The sequence below is a fragment of the Tardiphaga sp. 285_C5_N1_2 genome, from assembly GCF_052076065.1.
Classification (GTDB): domain Bacteria; phylum Pseudomonadota; class Alphaproteobacteria; order Rhizobiales; family Xanthobacteraceae; genus Tardiphaga; species Tardiphaga robiniae.
Map to the genome: position 1 here is coordinate 699,150 of NZ_CP197241.1, position 17,719 is coordinate 716,868.

Below are 17,719 nucleotides of genomic sequence, written 5' to 3' on the forward strand. Positions count from 1 at the left end.
CGCGATGTCGCGTTCAACGACAGATCAAGCGAGCTTGACGGTCTCGGCCTTGAAATCCTTGCCGAGGGTCTCGAACACCTTCTTGACGATCCCCTTGGAGTCCAGACCCGCCTGGGCATACATCGCTGCCGGCGTGTCGTGATCCTGGAACATGTCGGGCAGCACCAGCGAACGCATGCGCAGACCGCCGTCGAGCATACCGTTGTCGGCGAGCAGCTGCATCACATGCGAGCCGAATCCACCAATCGAACCTTCTTCGACGGTCAGAAGGATCTCATGATCGCGGGCGAGCTTGAGGATCATGTCAGTGTCGAGCGGCTTCATGAAGCGCGCGTCGGCAATCGTGGTCGACAGGCCGTGGGCGGCGAGTTCGTCGGCGGCCTTCTCACATTCGGCAAGGCGCGTGCCGAACGACAGAAGAGCAACCTTGCTGCCTTCGCGGACGATGCGGCCCTTGCCGATTTCCAGGGGGATGCCGACTTCAGGCATCTCGACGCCGCGGCCTTCGCCGCGCGGATAACGCAGGGCGCTCGGTGAATCGTTGATGGCGACCTGGGTCGCGACCATGTGGACCAGTTCGGCCTCGTCGGAGGCGGCCATGATGACCATGTTCGGCAGACAGCCGAGATAGGCATTGTCGAATGAGCCCGCATGGGTCGCACCATCCGCACCGACCAGTCCGGCACGATCGATGGCGAAACGCACGGGCAGGTTCTGGATCGCCACGTCGTGGACAATCTGGTCGTAGCCGCGCTGCAGGAAGGTCGAGTAGATCGCGCAGAACGGCTTGTAGCCTTCGGTGGCGAGGCCAGCCGCAAAGGTCACCGCATGCTGCTCGGCGATGCCGACGTCGAAAGTGCGGTTCGGGAACGCCTTGTTGAAGATATCGACGCCGGTGCCCGATGGCATGGCCGCGGTGATGGCGACGATCTTGTCGTCCTTCTCAGCTTCCTTGACGAGGCTCTGGCCGAACACGTTCTGATAGGCCGGGGCGTTGGGCTTGGACTTCGACTGGGTGCCGGTGGCGACGTCGAATTTGACGACCGCATGATATTTGTCAGCGGCGGCTTCGGCCGGACCGTAGCCCTTGCCCTTCTGGGTCACGACGTGAAGAAGGATCGGGCCGGTCTCCATGTCGCGGACGTTCTGCAGCACGGGCAGCAGATGATCGAGGTTATGACCGTCGATCGGGCCGACATAGTAAAAGCCGAGTTCTTCGAACAGCGTGCCGCCATTGACCATGAAGCCGCGCGAATACTCTTCGACGCGCTCGGCACGGTCGGCGATCAGCTTCGGCAGATGTTTGCCGAGCTGCTTGGCGGCATCGCGCAGCGAGCGATAGGTCTTGCCCGAATACATGCGCGACAGATAGGCCGACATGGCGCCGACCGGCGGCGCGATCGACATGTCGTTGTCGTTGAGGATGACGATCAGGCGGGAATTCATCGCGCCTGCGTTGTTCATGGCTTCATAAGCCATGCCTGCCGACATCGAACCGTCACCGATCACGGCGATAACGTTGTTCTTGCCGCCGGAGAGGTCGCGGGCGACCGCCATGCCGAGGCCAGCCGAAATCGAGGTCGAGGAATGCGCGGCGCCGAACGGATCGTATTCGCTCTCGCTGCGCTTGGTGAAGCCCGACAGGCCACCGGCGGTGCGGAGCGTACGGATGCGGTCGCGGCGACCGGTGAGGATCTTGTGCGGATAGGCCTGATGGCCGACGTCCCAGATGATGCGGTCGCGCGGCGTATCGAAGACGTAGTGGAGGGCGGTGGTCAGTTCGACAACGCCGAGGCCGGCGCCGAAGTGGCCGCCGGTGACGGACACCGCATCGATGGTTTCCTGACGAAGCTCGTCGGCAACCTGACGAACCCGCTCGATCTTCAGCTTCCGGAGATCTTCCGGAGTCTTGATGGTATCGAGCAACGGTGTCTTACTAAAATCGGTCACGGCACTATTCCAATTTTACATGTCCGGGACTGCGTCTGGCTTCGGGGCCGTCGCGTTTCCGCGCGCCCACCGGACAACCGCAGCCTCCAGAACCGGGAAGCCTGTTTCGAGGCCTTATAATGGGCTTCGATTTTTCAGTGTGATATCTAACATGCTTGGCGGCGACTTCATCTGATCATTTTTGCCAGATGAATGAAGCGCTTATCTACGTTAACGGCCGGCGTTTCAGCCTGCTCGTCAGCGCATAGTCCTAGTCCCTTTACACCAAAGCGATAGCCAAAGCCAACCGCCGTGCCTGTGGGGGTGGCAGCACAAAGGCGCTATGGACATTCGCGCGGTGTGCCTAGCCGATGCGCCGGGCGACCGGTTCCGTCTCATGGGAACTCGTGTGGGTAGGGCTCTTTACGCCCAAATCGAGCTTTTTCCACGCGTTTTCGCGGGTAGTGGGGGGGCCATCGACCTACGCCAAAGTTGTGGCCGGCTGACTGACACGCCCCCTGAGAGGCACAGGCCCGCAAACAATCATGAAGAAATCGTAGGCATGCGGCCGCTCATTGGCCATGACGAACTGGAAGTGCACCCGGAAGAACTTCCAGCGGAACCGGTTGTAATGTTCCGGGCGGATGATTTCGCGGAACCGGACGGGGACGATGGTTGGATTCCGCCGGGCCGGGCCAGCGTCGATCCCGTGACCGGCGATGGGATCGAACGGAAAGAAGTTCATCACGTCCTTGCGGGACTGGCAGTCGATCCAGTCGATGGAAGGCTCCACGGCCAGCAGCCGCAAATTGTCGCGAAAGCCTTGCGCGACTCTATGGAAGCCGACGATCGGCATATTGCCGCCGAGCGTCAGCAGCACAACGCGAGGGCCGTGGCTGCCGAGTTCCGGATCGAGTTTCAGCGCGCGGGCGAGGATTTCGGAGCCAAGGAACGACCCGGAGCTGTGACCGACCAGCACGATTTCCTGCGCTTTGGTAGACTTGGCAACCTGGACCAGATGCTGCGCGAAGCGGTCGATCCGGGCGTCCCAGTCCGGCCGGTTGCCGTGGGAAAACTGCCAGGTGAAGATCGTGTCGGCCATCAGATAGAGCAGATAGGTGTGCTTTTCGGTGTATTTCAGCAGCGAGCCGAGCACGGCCACGAACACCGCCGCAGCGCCGCAGCCCACCAGAAATCCGTGTATTCCAAGCGCCTGCAGCCCTAACGCGAACAGCCAGGCGATGCCCGCCGACCAGATCGCTCCGTTGAGCAACAGGACGTGGGGCCAGCTGATGAAGGTGGCGAAGCGCCAATGCGCCTTCCAGAACCGGCCCATCGTACCGGAGAAGACAAGGCCCCAATAGATGGCGATGGCGTGGATCAGCGTGCGCCAGATCGGCACGGCCAGATCGCGCTGGATCATGTCTTCCCAGCGCAGGAAATCGTAATCGGTTGTGGTCTGCCAGCCGTCGCCGGAGGTTTCGATGCGCCAGGAGGCGGATTCATGCGCAAATTCGCCGTCCGTATGACCTTTCGGCCGGCTGACCGAGGTGGTCAGACCATAGAGCCGGCCGAACTTGCGCAGTTCGGTCCGAAACATGCGGTAATACTGCGAGAGTCCCCGCGGATCGTATCCCTGCACATAGATGACATGACGGTGCTGGACGCGCACGCTGGTTCCCCGGACTGACGGCGGACTATAAACAGGCCGCGCCATGCGCCAAGCGCTAATTCGGCCGCGGGGTGGTGCGAGGTCTCAGCCCGCGCGATTTCCTACTGGACGTCCAGCGGTTCGGTGCCGATCGCTTTGCCGTTCGAATCCGTGGTGATCTTGTCCACGCGGGCTTCAGCCTGACGCAGCAACTCGTCGCAGCGCCGTTTCAGCGCCTCGCCGCGCTCATAGATGGCGACCGACTCTTCCAGCGGCACCTTGCCGTCTTCGAGGCGCTTCACGATCGATTCCAGTTCTTCGATCGCGGTCTCAAAGGTCAGTTTCTTGACGTCAGCGTGAGTGTTCTCGGCCATTCGGTTTCCCGTGCGCGCGTTTTGGAAGGACGGAGTCAAAGATATGTTTGAGGGCGTATTGTGGCGGGTAGGTTTTGCGACCTGCGCCCCTTTCAGCGCGATGCCCCCATCAGCGCAGAAACATGGGCCGCAGCCGATTCTTTCAAGCCCTGAAGATCATAACCACCCTCGAGTACCGAGACAATGCGGCCACCGGCGGTGCTGTCGGCGAGATCCATCAGCTTGCGCGTCACCCAGCCGAAATCCTCGGCGTCGAGATTGAGCGACGCGAGCGGATCGCGGCGATGCGCATCGAAGCCGGCGGAGATGATCAGCAGTTCCGGTGCGAATTTCTGCAATTGCGGCAGGATGAGATTGTCGAAAGCAGAGCGGAATTTTGCACTGCCGTCGCCGTCATGCAGCGGTGCATTGACGACCGTGTCGTGCTCGCCGCGCTCCTGGGATGCACCGGTACCGGGAAACAGCGGCATCTGATGTGTCGAGCAATACATCACGGTGGGGTCGGCCCAGAAAATGTCCTGCGTGCCATTGCCATGGTGGACGTCGAAATCCACGACGGCCGCGCGGGTAATGCCGTAGGTGCGCTGCGCATACCGCGCTGCAATCGCGGCCTGATCGAAGAAGCAGAAGCCCATCGGTTTGTTGTGCTCGGCATGATGGCCGGGCGGGCGGGTCGCGACGAAGGCATTGCTGTGCTCGCCTTTCATTACCGCGTCGGTCGCCGCGATTGCGCCGCCGACGCCGCGCATCACCGCTTCCCAGGTGCCGGGGGACATCGACGTGTCGCCGTCGAGATAGACGAGGCCACTGCTCGGCGCGACATGGCGCAATTCATCGATGTAATGATTGTCATGGCACAGGCTGACGACGTCGAGGTTGCCCTCTGGCGCTTCGCCCCGCACCAGCGCGTTGAAGCGGTCTTCGCTGAGTGCCTGCGCCACCGCGCGCATACGGTCGGGGCGTTCAGGATGGCCGGGCGGGGTGAGGTGATCGAGCGAGGCCGGATGGCTCAGAAGAAGTGTCGTCATGCAAATGGTCCGCAAGCGCAGGGTGCGCTGGTATGATGAGACGATAACCTAGCCGGTCAGGTCAGGTTCCGATAGGGGGGCATCGCTGGTGCGGTCGTCCCCTAACAGAGCTACCGATCAGAATTATGGATCGCTTTCTTCACATTCGATTCATGTCGTTTCATCGACACCGCCTGACGCCGCGGAATTGAAACGCGCGTTAAGTCGCGGCTGCTATCGGTGGAGGCCGCGGCATTCTGCGGAGAAGGTGCGCATATTCCATCGTCGGACTCCGCAGTTGCGCTCGCGTCTGGGGTGGGTTCGTACGCGATGAGTGAATCGAAATATCCAAGGCGCGTACCCCATCTCTTGCGTTCGGTGTGGCCGTTCGTTGCCATCGTCTTGCTGCAGGCATTTCTCGCCGGCACCAGCATCCACATCCTGTCGTCGGTCCGCGCCTATGTCACCGGCGAAAGTCGATGGTCGAAGGGGCAGATGGAGGCGGTGCATGCGCTCAGTCTCTATGCCGAGACCGGCGACGACAGATATTATCGTCGTTATCAGGCGAGCATCGCCGTGCCGCTTGGGGATCTCATCGCGCGCCGCGCGCTCGAACAGCCGGTGCCGGATCTGCGGGCTGCCTATGACGGATTCCTGCAAGGCGGCAACGATGCCGCAGACATCCCCGGCATGATCTCGCTGTTTCGCAATTTCAGCAAGGTCGTCTATCTCGCCCGAGCCATCGAGACCTGGCACGCCACCGATCCCGTGATCCAGAATTTGGTCGATACGGCCGACGCCATTCACGCTAGCGTCACCGATGGCAAGGTGGGGTCGATGCGCCTTGCAGCCCTGAAGGCGCAGATCGACCAGATCAATGAACAGACCTCGCCGCTGGCAGTGGAGTTCTCCCGGCGCCTCGGCATCGGCTCCCGCGCCATTCAAGGCATTCTGCTGGTCGCCAATGTGCTCACCGCGGCGCTGCTGATCCTGCTCGGCATCTGGCGGACACGTAATCTGCTGATCCAGCGTCAGCGCTTCGAGACGGCGCTGAAGATCGAGAAGGAGCGTGAGCAGAAATACATCTCACGTCTCGCGTTCCAGGCCTCGCATGATGCACTGACGGGGCTGGCGAACCGCCGCGAATTCGAGCGTCGGGTCCAATACGCATTGCCGCGGATCGACGCTGATGCGCGGCCGCATGCACTGATGTTCCTCGATCTCGATCAATTCAAGATCGTCAACGACACCTGCGGCCATGCTGCCGGCGACCATCTGCTGCGGCAGGTCTCGGGCATACTGAAAAAACATCTGCGCCCGGACAATCTGTTGGCCCGCCTTGGCGGCGATGAATTCGCCGTGCTGCTGGAACGCTGCGAGCCGGATCGTGCAGCGGCGACCGCCGAGCGATTGCGGCGGACGGTGGAGGAGCTGAACTTCGTCTGGAACGGACGTTCGTTCAACGTCACCGTCAGTATCGGCCTCGTCTGTATCGCGCAGCCCGAGGTGACGCTGGAAGAGGCGCTACGCGCGGCCGATGCAGCTTGTTACATGGCCAAGGAGAAAGGCCGCAATCGCGTTACACTGCATCAGCCCAGCGATTCCGAATTGCTGCAGCGGTTCGGCGAAATGAACTGGGTGCAGCGCATTCACGATGCGCTGGAACAGGATCGCTTCTGTCTCTATGCCCAGAAGATCATTCCGCTCAGCGAGCGCGAGGATGGCACTCTGCATGTCGAACTGTTGTTGCGGCTGCGCGACGAGGCGGGGCAACTGGTTGCGCCCGGCCATTTCATTCCCGCGGCAGAACGTTATGGTTTGATGACGCTGATCGATCGCTGGGTGGTCAGGAATGCGTTCATCATTCTCGCCGCGCGATTGGTCGAAGGTGCGACGCCGGTCTCGACCTGCGCCATCAACCTGTCCGGCGCGACATTCAAGGATGAAAGCTTTCTGGACTATGTCCGCGAGCAGTTCCGCATCTATCGGATACCGCCGACCATCATCTGCTTCGAGATCACCGAGACAAGCGCCATCGCCAATCTCGCCGATGCCAATAAATTCATTCAGGCGCTGCAGCAGATCGGCTGCCGCTTCTCGCTGGACGATTTCGGCAGCGGCATGTCATCCTTCGCCTATCTCAAGCACCTGCCTGTGGACTATCTCAAGATCGATGGCTCCTTCGTCAAGGACATGCTCACCGATCCGATCGACCGCGCCATGGTCGAGATGATCAGCCATATCGGCAAGATCATGGGCAAGCGGACGGTGGCGGAATTTGTCGAGAGCGACGAGATCATCACGGCGCTCACGGAGATCGGCGTCGACTTTGCGCAGGGCTATGCGGTGGGCAGGCCGGAGCCGTTCGATGTCCATAGCGAGATCGATCGGAGAAACGTGGCGTAGAAGGTGAAGGCCGTTCAATTTCATGATCGTCATGGCCGGATGGCGCGAAGCGAGCTTCGCAATAATCCCAGGCTTCTCCCCACGTCATGGCCGGGCTTGACCCGGCCATCCATCTTTCTTGTGCGACGGTGTGCGGGCCAAGCTGGATCCCCGGGTCAAGCCCGGGGATGACACCTGTGGGTGCGGCGCCGATAGCGCGTCACGTCATTCACGGATTCAACTGTCAAACAGCCACTGCTCTTCAGACATGCGTCATCACCCCTGTTGTTTACGGCGCGGGGGCGCCGTCGTCGCTTGCATTCCCGCCCCTTGTGAGAGGGCGTGCGGAACGCCGGGTGCCCGTTGCACCCTTGGGCCTGATGCGAATGCGGTCTTCCGCAATTTAGAGTGCATCAGGACTTTCGGAGGCGCCGAGCAAGTGCCCGACGTTCCGCCTGCGGTGTTTTTTCGGTTGCTTGCACTTTGCCTCGACGAACGATCCGATCGCGAATTAAAGTCCCAAGGCGATGGGAAGGGAGCCTCAAGCGAATAGGCCGGACACGTTTTGACTTGGTCGTCCGTCACACTGTCCAGGGCTCTGTCCATCCCAAGGTCGGTCGTCTCCTTGCCAGTGGCAGTGCTGGCGCAGATCCGTCCTGCCCGAAGACAGACGTCCCCCATGAACCGCGCGACGCCGCATCTCCGGCGTCCACCGCATCCCACCCCGCGAACGTGACGATCGCGATCGCCCCTCTCGGTGGGGCAGGACGGAGGGGAATATAAACCTGATGGAGATGCTGTCAACGGGATTTAGGAATAAATGTTTTGGTGCGTTCCGCGCGGGTCTATCTCACACTCGTCATTCCGGGTCGCGGGCGGCTCTCGCCGAACGCGAACCCGGAATCTCGACATGGGACTCTCTGATCGTGCCAAACACACCGGGATTCCGGGTTCGCGCTCTGCCGGCTTCGCCGGCGACGCACGCCCCGGAATGACGAGCTTGGGTCGAGATCCCGGGCCGGGGAATGAAGAGCCAAGATGATCGCTTCAGAATGACAGCTTCCGGCAGACAGGCGTTCCCCTAATCCACCCGCGCAATTCGTCCCAGCGGCATCGGCGACACCGGGCTGTTGGCCTTCATGTAGGCGTTCAGCGCATCGACATCATAGACGCCGACCAGCGGCTCCTTGCCCTCTTTCAACACCGTGAAGCCATCGCCGCCGACGGCGAGAAAGCCGTTCACGGTGACGCGATAATTTGCTGCGGGATCGATCACCTTGCCCTCCAGCATCATGCGCCCGGGCGGGACGCGCTGACCCGCCGCCGCCGTGTTGTCCCACGCGTAGCTGAAGCCTTTCGAGACCTGCAGGATGCGCGGCCGGCTCGGGGTGTTCCATTGCTGCTCGAGCATCGCCTTGATTTGCGTGCCTGTGAGCGTCAGCGTCACCAGCTGATTGCGGAACGGCTGCGCTGCGAAGACGTCGCCATAGGTCACGCTGCCGTCGACCGATTTGGTCATGTCGGCGCGGATGCCGCCGGGATTGGTAAAGGCGATCACGGCGGCGCCGAGATTGCCGGCCGATGTCGCCGCGAGATGTGCGTCGGCGATGATATCGCCCAGCGGGCTTTCGCCGGTCGTCATGTCGGGCATGCGAGACAGCGCTGCGGTGATCGATCCGGCAGGGCGACTGGCAATGGGCGCGGCAACCTTGTCATAGGCGGCAAGCAAGGCCGTCTGGGCGGGATCTGCGGGATAGGTTGCCGTGCGCACGATGACGTTGTCGGCCTTGGCGCTGATGACGTCCTGCGTCGTGCGATCGAGCTTGAGATCGATGGTGGTAACCAGCGTGCCGTATTTGTCGCCCGACGTGACGAGTCGTCCGTCGATCTGGCAGGTATAGGCGCGGTGGGTGTGACCGCTGACGACGACGTCGACCGCCTTGTCGAACTTCTTCACGATATCGACGATCGGTCCGGAAATACCCGGACATTCATTGTAGTCGCCGGTGGGGAAGCCGCCCTCATGGATCAGCACCACGATGGCCTCGACACCCTTTGCCTTCAGTTCGGGCACCAGCGCGTTGACGGTGTCCGCTTCATCCCTGAATTCGAGACCGGCAATGCCGGGCGGCGCCACGAGGCCGGGCGTGCCTTTCAGCGTCAGGCCGATGAAGGCGACGGGAATGCCGTCGAATGTCTTGATCTGATAGGACGGCAGCAGCGACTGGCCGGTCTTGGTATCGATGGTCGAGGCGGCGAGATAGTTGAACGTCGCGCCGGCAAAGGGATGCGGGCCTTGGCAGCCATCGACGGGATGGCAGCCACCGTTCTGCATGCGCAGCAGCTCGTCGCGCCCTTCGTCGAATTCGTGATTGCCGACCGAGGCGATCTCAAGGCCCATCATCGACAGTGCCTCGATGGTCGGTTCGTCATGAAACAGCGCGGAGAGAAATGGGCTGGCGCCGATCAGGTCGCCCGCGGCCACGAATACGCTGTTCGCCTTGCCGGCGCGGAGCTGCTTGACCAGCGTCGCCATATGCTCGGCGCCGCCGGCGGGCACGGTGATCTTCTTCGTCCTGTCGGCGGGATCGTCGATACTGATACCGCCGGGGGCAGGGCGCAGATTGCCGTGGAAGTCGTTGATGGCAAGGACGGTGACGTCGATGGGGGATGTTGGGGTCTGGGCATGGGCGGCCGGTGCTACACATAATAGTGCGCCAGCTAGAACAGTGCACGCAGCGAGCGCTGCATTCTTAACCTCTCCCCGTGCTTTACGGGGAGAGGTCGGATCGCTTTTGCGATCCGGGTGAGGGGCGGCGCAAGGGCATTGCCATTCGGGAGAGCTATCGGGTCGCATGATTTTGAGCATCTTGTATCGATGATTGAGGACTTTGGCGTCTCAGTGCGACAGCGATGTGATCCGCTAGATCTCCATCGATGCTGGCATGGTGCCATGCCCCTCACCCGCCGCGAAGACGCGTCGACCTCTCCCCGTAAGCACGGGGAGAGGTTAGATTACGCCTTCTTGCGCGCGAAGAACGCCTTGAAAGCCGCGCTCGCTTCCTGCGACTTCATGCGCTCGCCGAACAGATGGCTCTCCTGATCGATGCGCCGCGTGAGATCCTCGGGCGGGAGCTTCAGCAGCCGGCGCGAGATTGCCACGGCTTCCACCGGTAGTGCGCAGATCTCGCGGGCGACCTTGCGCGCTTCGACTTCGGTGTGACCGGGCGGCACGATTTCGTTGATGAAACCGGCGGCCTGGCCATCTTCCGCCGTCATCGTGCGGCCCATCACCAGCGCGGCGAAGGCCCGCTGATGACCCATTGTGCGCGGGAACAGCAGGCTGGAGGCGGCTTCCGGCACCAGGCCGAGATGAATGAACGGCGTTGAGAAGGTTGCGGTGGTCGAGGCCAGCACATAGTCGCAGTGGAAAAGCATGGTCGTGCCGATGCCGATGGCAATGCCATCCACCGCGGCGATGATCGGCTTGGTGTTCTGCGCCAGCGAATACAGAAACTTCACGGCGTTCGACGCGCGTGGGGACTCGGCCTTTTCGGCGCTGTCCTTCAGAAAATCCTGCAGGTCGTTGCCCGCGGTGAAGGCGCCGGAGCCGCCGGTGATGATCATGCAGCGGATATCGGGATTGTTCTGCGCGGTGTCGATCGCGTCCGACATGGCGTGATACATGTCCTGCGTCAGCGCGTTCTTCTTTTCCGGCCGGCGCAGCGTGATCACGCGCGTGGCCTCGTCGTCGGTCACGATCAGATGTTCGGTCATGTCAATTCCCTGGCATAGCCCATAGCGCCCCGCAAAAAGCGCGGCTGGCACGTTTCCTCTGCCGGATATTACATCAATCCGCTGCGGCCGATATGGAGGGCGATGGTTTATGCCAGCAAAACGGCATCGGCCGACATCACGGATTCACTGGAGTCCATCACGGTGCGTTCAAGCGAACCAGCCTGCACCGCAACATTCTCGGCGAAGAACCGCGCCAGTGTGACATAACGCGTCGCGTCGCTGCCGCCGTCGATGTCGCGCGCTGCAAGCGCCTCATTGGCCAGCATGCATCCGCCGAGCGCGGAGCCGAACAGCCGCAGATAGGGCGTGGCGCCGGACAGAGCGTCGTTTGGCGCCGAGGCCAGCTTCTCCAGCAGCCACTTGCTCGAACGCTCCAGCGAGCCGAGCGCGTCGCGGAGTTTTGCGCCGGTGGTGCCGAAGGCGGGATCGTTGGAGGCCTCGACGCGCGACACGATGCCGCCGAGTTCGTCCAGCAGTGCCCATACGGATTCGCCGCCCGATGCCGCGAGTTTGCGCGTGACGAGATCGATCGACTGGATACCGTTGGTGCCTTCATAGATCGCGGTGATCCGCGCATCGCGGTAGTGCTGTGCCGCGCCGGTCTCTTCGATGAAGCCCATGCCGCCATGGATCTGCACGCCGAGTGACGTCACTTCGTTGCCGATATCCGTGGAGAAGGCCTTGGCGATCGGCGTCAGCAGTGCGCCGCGTGCCGCCGCTTCGGTGCGCACCTTGGCGTCGGGCGAACGTGCGGCGATGTCGAGCGCCACGGCGGTGGCGTAGCAGATGGTCCGCGCGGCGGCGGTGAGGGAGCGCATCTGCATCAGCATGCGCTTGACGTCGGGATGCACGATAATCGGGTCCATGCCGGCCGTCTTGCTGCCGATGCCGCGGCCTTGTTTGCGCTCCTGCGCAAAGGCCAGTGCCTGCTGATAGGCGCGGTCGGCAATGCCGACGCCTTCAAGGCCGACGCCGAGGCGGGCCTGGTTCATCATCGTGAACATGCAGAGCATGCCGCGATTTTCCTCGCCGATGAGGTAGCCGACCGCGCCGCCTTTGTCGCCCATGGTCATGGTGCAGGTGGGGGAGGCGTGCATGCCGAGCTTGTGTTCGACGCCTGACGCATGGATGTCGTTGCGCTCACCGAGCGAGCCGTCGGTATTGACGAGAAATTTCGGAATCAGGAACAGCGAGATGCCCTTGGTGCCGGCGGGTGCATCGGGCAATCGTGCGAGCACGAAATGCACGATGTTGTCGGTCATGTCGTGATCGCCATAGGTGATGAAGATCTTGGTGCCGGAGATGCGATAGCTGCCATCGGCCTGACGCTCGGCACGCGAGCGCAGCGCGCCGACATCGGAGCCGGCCTGCGGCTCGGTGAGCTGCATGGTGCCGGTCCATTCACCGGTGACCAGCTTTTCCAGATAGATCTTTTTCAGCTCATCGCTGCCATGGGCGTCGAGCGCTTCGATGGCCGACAGTGTCAGCAGCGGGCAAAGGCCGAAGGCGATGTTCGACGCGCTCCAGATTTCGGTGCAGGCGGCATTGATCGCCAGCGGCAGGCCCTGGCCGCCGAAGGCTTCGGGGCCGGAGACGCCGTTCCAGCCGGCGGCAGTCCAGCGCGCATAGGCATCGGGCCAGCCGGGGGCCGTGGTGACTTTATTATCCGTGAGCTTGATGCCGTTCTTGTCGCCTACGGTATTGAGCGGCGCCAGAACGTCACTGGCAAAGCGGCCGGCCTCTTCGAGCACGGCAGCGGTCATATCGGCGTCGAAATCGCCGTAATGGCCGGCTTTTAGGGCCGCCTGCAGGCCGGCGCCGTGATTCAGGGCCAGCAGCATGTCGTTGATCGGTGCTCGGTAGGTCATGGCATCTCGCTCCCAGAAATTCTTTGGGTACACTTTTTCAGCTTTCCGCCGTCTTCCCACGAAACGGGCGGCTCCTCAACACGCCAAAGGGCGCATCCGGGGCCCGCTGTGGCTGGGGCGGCAAGATCCGAGCCTCCGTATGGGGAAACGAAATCCGCCGACTTCTGCTGCAATATCAATGGCTATCTTGAAGCTGACTTGTGCGATACGACGCATCCATGTTGATGCGGATCAAAAGCTGGGCCCGGAACATCAAGACGGACACGCATGCCGTCTATCTCGCCGCGCGCGATCCGCGGGTGCCGTGGTTTGCGAAAGTTCTCGCGATCGCTGTCGCCGCCTATGCGCTGTCGCCGATCGATCTCATTCCGGATTTCGTGCCGGTCCTTGGCTATCTCGACGACCTGATCATCGTGCCGCTGGGTATCTGGCTCGTGGTGGCGCTGGTCCCGGGCGAGGTGATGGCGGAGTACCGGATCAAGGCGCGCGAGGCTGCAGAACGCCCGACCAGCAGATCGGGCATGATCGCCATTATCGTATTGTGGCTCGCCAGCGCACTCCTGCTCGGGTGGCTCGGTTATCGCTACTGGATGCGGGCCTGATCGCCCACGCCCGTCAGAACCTGACCTTCACACCGGCATAGAAGGCGCGGGGCCGCGCCGGGCTGACCGAACGTGCGTCCGTGAACTGGGCGCCGCCATTGGCAAAATTCGGCACCGAGTCGGTCTCGAAGAAAGTCCCGTATGTCGAATAGCGTCGATCGAGGATGTTGTCGACGCGGGCGAAGACCTGCACGGATTTGTCGATCTGGTACGACGCGTGGGCATTGAACACGGTATAGGCTTCAAGTTTCGGTGCCTGGTTGGAATCGTCACCGACGAAATACTGGCTGCTGACGAACAGCGCATCAGCCCCGACTTTGAAAGCGTCGGTCAGTGCATAGTCGAACCCGGCCTTGACGCGGTGACGCGGGATTGCCGGGATCTGGTTGCCGGGCAGGATCTGGACGTTGCCGTCGTCATCCTTGAACGGGCTGTTCGAGCCGATCGCGAGCGGATCAAGGAAGCGCGCATCGACGAAGGCATAGCTCGCATAGAGCTGCAGGGTCGGTGCACGCAGCGTGACCTCCGCCTCGATACCCTGCCGGCGCGTCGAGCCGACATTCTGGAAATAGCCATAGCCTTGCAGCACCGGGCTCGGGATTGCGAGAATGTCATCGGTGTTGGTGGCGCGGAAGGCGCCGAGCTTCCAGCCCAGCGTGCCGGCATTCAGCTCTTTGGTGCCACGCAGACCAGCTTCTATCGTATGCGAAACCACCTGCTTGAGCGGCGGATCGGAGATCAGGAAGGCACCGACGATGCAGGGATTGGCGGGGTCGGCACAGCCGAGTTCCAGCGGGGTCGGCGCGCGGTTGGCTTCCGAATAGCCGGCATAGGCCGTCAGTCCAGGCGTGATCTTGTAGGTACCGCCGATGATCGGATTGAAACGGTTGAAAGTGTGGTCACCGTTGAGCGCGGTGCCGATCTGATCCTCGAGCACGATCTGCGCCGTGTTGAAGCGACCGCCGCCGGTGATCGAAAAGGCATTGGTCACATCGAACGTGTCGAGCGCGTAAATGCCGCCATAGCGATTGGTGGTCCGCAGCGACACCGGGCCGATCGCGATCGGATCGCCGGACTGACCGAGGGAAATCCCGCTGCCGGTGACGATGTAATCCGGGCCGATGGTGCCGAGTTCGGCGCTGGCCGTGAAGTGACTGGCGCTGGACGAATAGCTGGCGCCGACGACAAAGCGGTTGTTATGGCCGAACAGCTGATCGGTATTGGTCGCCTGCAGGGAGCCGCCCACCGTGGTCGAGCGCGTCGAGGTGCGATCATTCTCGCCAAGAACCGCGCCGGGCGCGAAGGGATTGGCAATTTGCGCGCCGTTGAGGCCGTTGGCCGGCGTGTCGTCATCGCCGAAGCACAGGAGGGTCGGATCTTCGCAGGGCTGGGTGCCGGTTGGATTGCCATCCTGGGTCTTGTTCCGGAAGAAGCGAAGATGCGCCGCCGCCTCCACCGTCCAGGTCGGCGTCGCCTCGACCTTTCCAGTGAAATTGAGATAGCCGACGCGGTTATTCGAGGTCTGCGGCGTCGTATAGGTGGCGCCATAATTCTGCTGCAGCAGCTCGACCGGAACGGTCGCCGAGGCGCCAAACTTGTTGTTGGCGACGCCCATATTGAGGTGAAGCTCGCTGCTGTCGCTGCGGTAGCCCACATCGCCATAAAAGCGTCGGACGTCCGATGTCGCGAAGTTGCGGAAGCCCTTGTCATGCAGGCCTTCGAGCGCGCCATAGACGGCGAATCCCTCGACCTGCTTGCCCCACTGCGCCGAGCCCTGGATGCGGCCGAACGAGCCGCCCATCGTGCTGAGCTCGGCTCCCTGATAGTTGAAGCCGTCCTTCATCTGGATGTTGACCGCGCCGCCCAGCGCGTTGAGGCCGAAGGCGGGATTGTTGGTGACCACGCTGACCGAGCGGATCGCCGCGGTCGGGATCAGGTCCCAATTGACGGTGTCGCCGAAGGCCTCGTTGATACGCACGCCATTCTGATAGACCGCGAGCCCCTGCGGCGTGCCAGCCACTGGCGACGCCACGAAGCCGCGAAATTGCAGATCGGGCTGAAAGGGATTGCCCGCGACTTCGTTGATCAGAATGCCGGGCACTTGCTGCTGCAGGGCATCAGTAACGTTCAGGGAATTGGCACGTTCGATCGCGCGCGCATCGACATAATTGATACTCGCCGTGACCTTGTCGACGTCGATGCCGGAACGCGACGTTGGCGTGGTCGGATAGACGTAGACCGTACGCGGCCGCTCGGCGACCCGCTGGGTGGTCTGACGCCGGGGGCCGCGTTTGCTGGCGGTGGCAGGGGCGGACACCACCACGGGGGGCAGCACCTGCGGCTCTCCAGGCGGACTTTGCGCAAAAGCCGTTTCGGAAACCGGTAGAAGACCCGTCGACAGCGAAGCCACGACCAGCACTCTTACGCGCATCTGTTTCACCCCATTCCGCGTCGGCGCTCTGATGGCACCGTTCGGTAGCGTGATACTAGCGAGTGTGAGAGGCTGCGCTATCTGCAAATGTCGAAATCCGTCTCAGTTATTTTCCCGATAAAGTCGGGACAAATTCCCGATCGCGCGTAACAGGCGGATTTGGCAGCGGCTCCGTCACGGGAATGATAGCCTCGACACTCACACCGTCCACATCAGATCTGACCGTGAGCGTCCCGCCCAGGGCCCAGACCCGCTCTCTCATGCCGACCAGACCAAAGCCGCCATTGCGATCAGGATCGAGGCCGCGGCCATTGTCACGCACGCGGACCAGTACATTGTCACAGTCAGGCTTCGCGGCCGTCCCCATCGCCGGTTCGATGACCACGCTCACGGCAGAGGCTTGCGCGTGGCGGAACACATTGGTGAGTGCCTCCTGAACGACGCGATAGGCGGTCAGCTCGGCAACCTCACCAAGGGGAGCAAGCGTCGGCGATACCAGGCTCTCGATCATGACCTCCGGATGGGATTCGCGCCAGAGACGCAGCAAGACCGTAATGGCACCGGACAAGCCGAGATCCGTCAGCCCGACCGGTCGCAATCGCTCGAGAATGCGGCGATTGAACTGCTGCAAGACATCGACCTGCGCCAGAATGGCAGTGCCATGCCTCGACAAGGCACCCGTGCCCGACGGATCGTGATCGGCGAGGCGCATCACTGCGCCCGCATGGGCGCGCAGGGCGAACAGATACGGCCCGAACTCGTCATGCAGTTCGCGTGCGATATCCTTGCGCTCGATATCCTGCAGCGAGACGGCCCGTTGGGCCAGACGCCGCCGGTCCTCGAGCACATCGCCCAATGTGGCTGCGAGATGATTGAGCCGGATGCAGAGTGCGGCGAGTTCCGGTGCTCCCGTGGGGGCGACGCGTGCCTGATAGTTCCCCGCTTCGATATCGACCATGGCCTGCGACAATGCATCGAGCGGCGCCAGCGCCCGCCGAACGACCAGGCTCGTGACGACGAACAACACCATTGCAACGATCAGACTGAGTGCGAGCTGGGTGACGATGCCGTCCCATATTTCCCGCATCTCGTCATCGGGATGCGAGGTGATCAGCAGCGTCTGCCGCTTCTCGCCAACCATCACCGACACCGACTCCGATATCCGCTCCGGGTGTATCAAGGATACGAACCACGATGGCGGAGAGCCTGCACCGTCGCTCCGATCCTGACCGTCACTCTTCGGGGACGGCATGTTCCCATCGCCTTGCCTGACAATACTGACATGTCGCAATCGATTGAGATCGGCGACAATTTTATCGAGCCGCGCATTCGGATCCTGCGCTTCGCTCAGGCCAGTTCCGATGCTTTCGATGACTTCGCGCGTCAGCCGGATCACGCTCTGGTCCTCGGCCTGGACGCGCGGGCCAGCTTCCAGCGCGAGCCGCGCGACATTGGCGACCAGGCCAAGAGCGAGCACCAGCGCGACCAGAAGATTGATCCGCGCGCGCAGCGAAAGATTCTGCCACATGACCATGCTTTCACTCGCATCTCGCCTGCATGCCGCGACTATGAACTTGACAGCGAAATTCGACGGCGATCATATCGGATCGAGACGACCTTCGATTGTCAATCATGTCACTCCAAAGGCGCGCGGCTGATGCAGCGCAGCAATCG

At 62.1% G+C, this 17,719-nt stretch carries 11 protein-coding genes; 2 read left to right on the forward strand and 9 right to left on the reverse strand.

What is annotated here, in order from left to right; genetic code table 11:
- Positions 1–24: 24 nt before the first annotated feature.
- The 4 genes from dxs to AB7951_RS03295 all read right to left on the reverse strand — a co-directional run bounded on the left by dxs (position 25) and on the right by AB7951_RS03295 (position 4,982).
- Positions 25–1,950, reverse strand: coding sequence for a 1-deoxy-D-xylulose-5-phosphate synthase (gene dxs / locus AB7951_RS03280; protein WP_089265987.1), 1,926 nt, complete (start codon positions 1,948–1,950; stop codon positions 25–27).
- 460 nt (positions 1,951–2,410) lie between these two features.
- Entirely contained in the window at positions 2,411–3,601 is a 1,191-nt protein-coding gene (locus tag AB7951_RS03285) for a hypothetical protein (protein WP_441255658.1), read from the reverse strand.
- Between the two features lie 101 nt (positions 3,602–3,702).
- Entirely contained in the window at positions 3,703–3,954 is a 252-nt protein-coding gene (locus tag AB7951_RS03290) for an exodeoxyribonuclease VII small subunit (RefSeq protein WP_068734542.1), read from the reverse strand.
- A gap of 92 nt (positions 3,955–4,046) precedes the next feature.
- Positions 4,047–4,982, reverse strand: coding sequence for a histone deacetylase family protein (locus tag AB7951_RS03295; RefSeq protein ID WP_089265990.1), 936 nt, complete (start codon positions 4,980–4,982; stop codon positions 4,047–4,049).
- Positions 4,983–5,291: 309 nt separating this feature from the next.
- Here AB7951_RS03295 and AB7951_RS03300 point away from each other — a divergent pair, with 309 nt between their 5' ends.
- The gene (locus AB7951_RS03300; RefSeq protein ID WP_120287043.1) at positions 5,292–7,367 is read left to right on the forward strand and encodes an EAL domain-containing protein; all 2,076 of its coding nucleotides are present in this window, start codon (positions 5,292–5,294) and stop codon (positions 7,365–7,367) included.
- A 1,060-nt stretch (positions 7,368–8,427) separates the two neighbouring features.
- On the opposite strand, the gene AB7951_RS03305 is transcribed toward AB7951_RS03300, so the two are convergent.
- The 3 genes from AB7951_RS03305 to AB7951_RS03315 form a co-directional block, all read right to left on the reverse strand.
- Positions 8,428–10,203, reverse strand: a complete 1,776-nt coding sequence (locus tag AB7951_RS03305) for a bifunctional metallophosphatase/5'-nucleotidase (RefSeq protein ID WP_120287994.1) — start codon at positions 10,201–10,203, stop codon at positions 8,428–8,430.
- A gap of 158 nt (positions 10,204–10,361) precedes the next feature.
- A complete protein-coding gene (locus AB7951_RS03310) occupies positions 10,362–11,123 on the reverse strand; it encodes a crotonase/enoyl-CoA hydratase family protein (RefSeq protein WP_093757040.1) in 762 nt (253 codons plus the stop codon).
- Between the two features lie 107 nt (positions 11,124–11,230).
- A complete protein-coding gene (locus tag AB7951_RS03315) occupies positions 11,231–13,012 on the reverse strand; it encodes an acyl-CoA dehydrogenase (protein ID WP_120287042.1) in 1,782 nt (593 codons plus the stop codon).
- Between the two features lie 218 nt (positions 13,013–13,230).
- Between AB7951_RS03315 and AB7951_RS03320 the strand changes: the two genes are divergently transcribed.
- Positions 13,231–13,614, forward strand: coding sequence for a YkvA family protein (locus AB7951_RS03320; RefSeq protein WP_184511907.1), 384 nt, complete (start codon positions 13,231–13,233; stop codon positions 13,612–13,614).
- Positions 13,615–13,627: 13 nt separating this feature from the next.
- On the opposite strand, the gene AB7951_RS03325 is transcribed toward AB7951_RS03320, so the two are convergent.
- A complete protein-coding gene (locus AB7951_RS03325) occupies positions 13,628–16,045 on the reverse strand; it encodes a TonB-dependent receptor domain-containing protein (RefSeq protein WP_120287040.1) in 2,418 nt (805 codons plus the stop codon).
- Between the two features lie 106 nt (positions 16,046–16,151).
- Positions 16,152–17,573 (reverse strand): histidine kinase, encoded by a 1,422-nt coding sequence (locus AB7951_RS03330; RefSeq protein ID WP_120287993.1) that lies wholly within the window; start codon positions 17,571–17,573, stop codon positions 16,152–16,154.
- Positions 17,574–17,719: the final 146 nt, after the last annotated feature.

Excerpts from the sequence above, each read along its gene's own strand:
- AB7951_RS03290 (WP_068734542.1), bottom strand. The coding sequence starts at position 3,954 with ATGGCCGAGAACACTCACGCTGACGTCAAGAAACTGACCTTTGAGACC.
- AB7951_RS03295 (WP_089265990.1), bottom strand. The coding sequence starts at position 4,982 with ATGACGACACTTCTTCTGAGCCATCCGGCCTCGCTCGATCACCTCACC.
- AB7951_RS03300 (WP_120287043.1), top strand. The coding sequence starts at position 5,292 with ATGAGTGAATCGAAATATCCAAGGCGCGTACCCCATCTCTTGCGTTCG.
- AB7951_RS03305 (WP_120287994.1), bottom strand. The coding sequence starts at position 10,203 with ATGCGACCCGATAGCTCTCCCGAATGGCAATGCCCTTGCGCCGCCCCT.
- AB7951_RS03310 (WP_093757040.1), bottom strand. The coding sequence starts at position 11,123 with ATGACCGAACATCTGATCGTGACCGACGACGAGGCCACGCGCGTGATC.
- AB7951_RS03315 (WP_120287042.1), bottom strand. The coding sequence starts at position 13,012 with ATGACCTACCGAGCACCGATCAACGACATGCTGCTGGCCCTGAATCAC.
- AB7951_RS03320 (WP_184511907.1), top strand. The coding sequence starts at position 13,231 with ATGTTGATGCGGATCAAAAGCTGGGCCCGGAACATCAAGACGGACACG.
- AB7951_RS03325 (WP_120287040.1), bottom strand. The coding sequence starts at position 16,045 with ATGCGCGTAAGAGTGCTGGTCGTGGCTTCGCTGTCGACGGGTCTTCTA.
- AB7951_RS03330 (WP_120287993.1), bottom strand. The coding sequence starts at position 17,573 with ATGTGGCAGAATCTTTCGCTGCGCGCGCGGATCAATCTTCTGGTCGCG.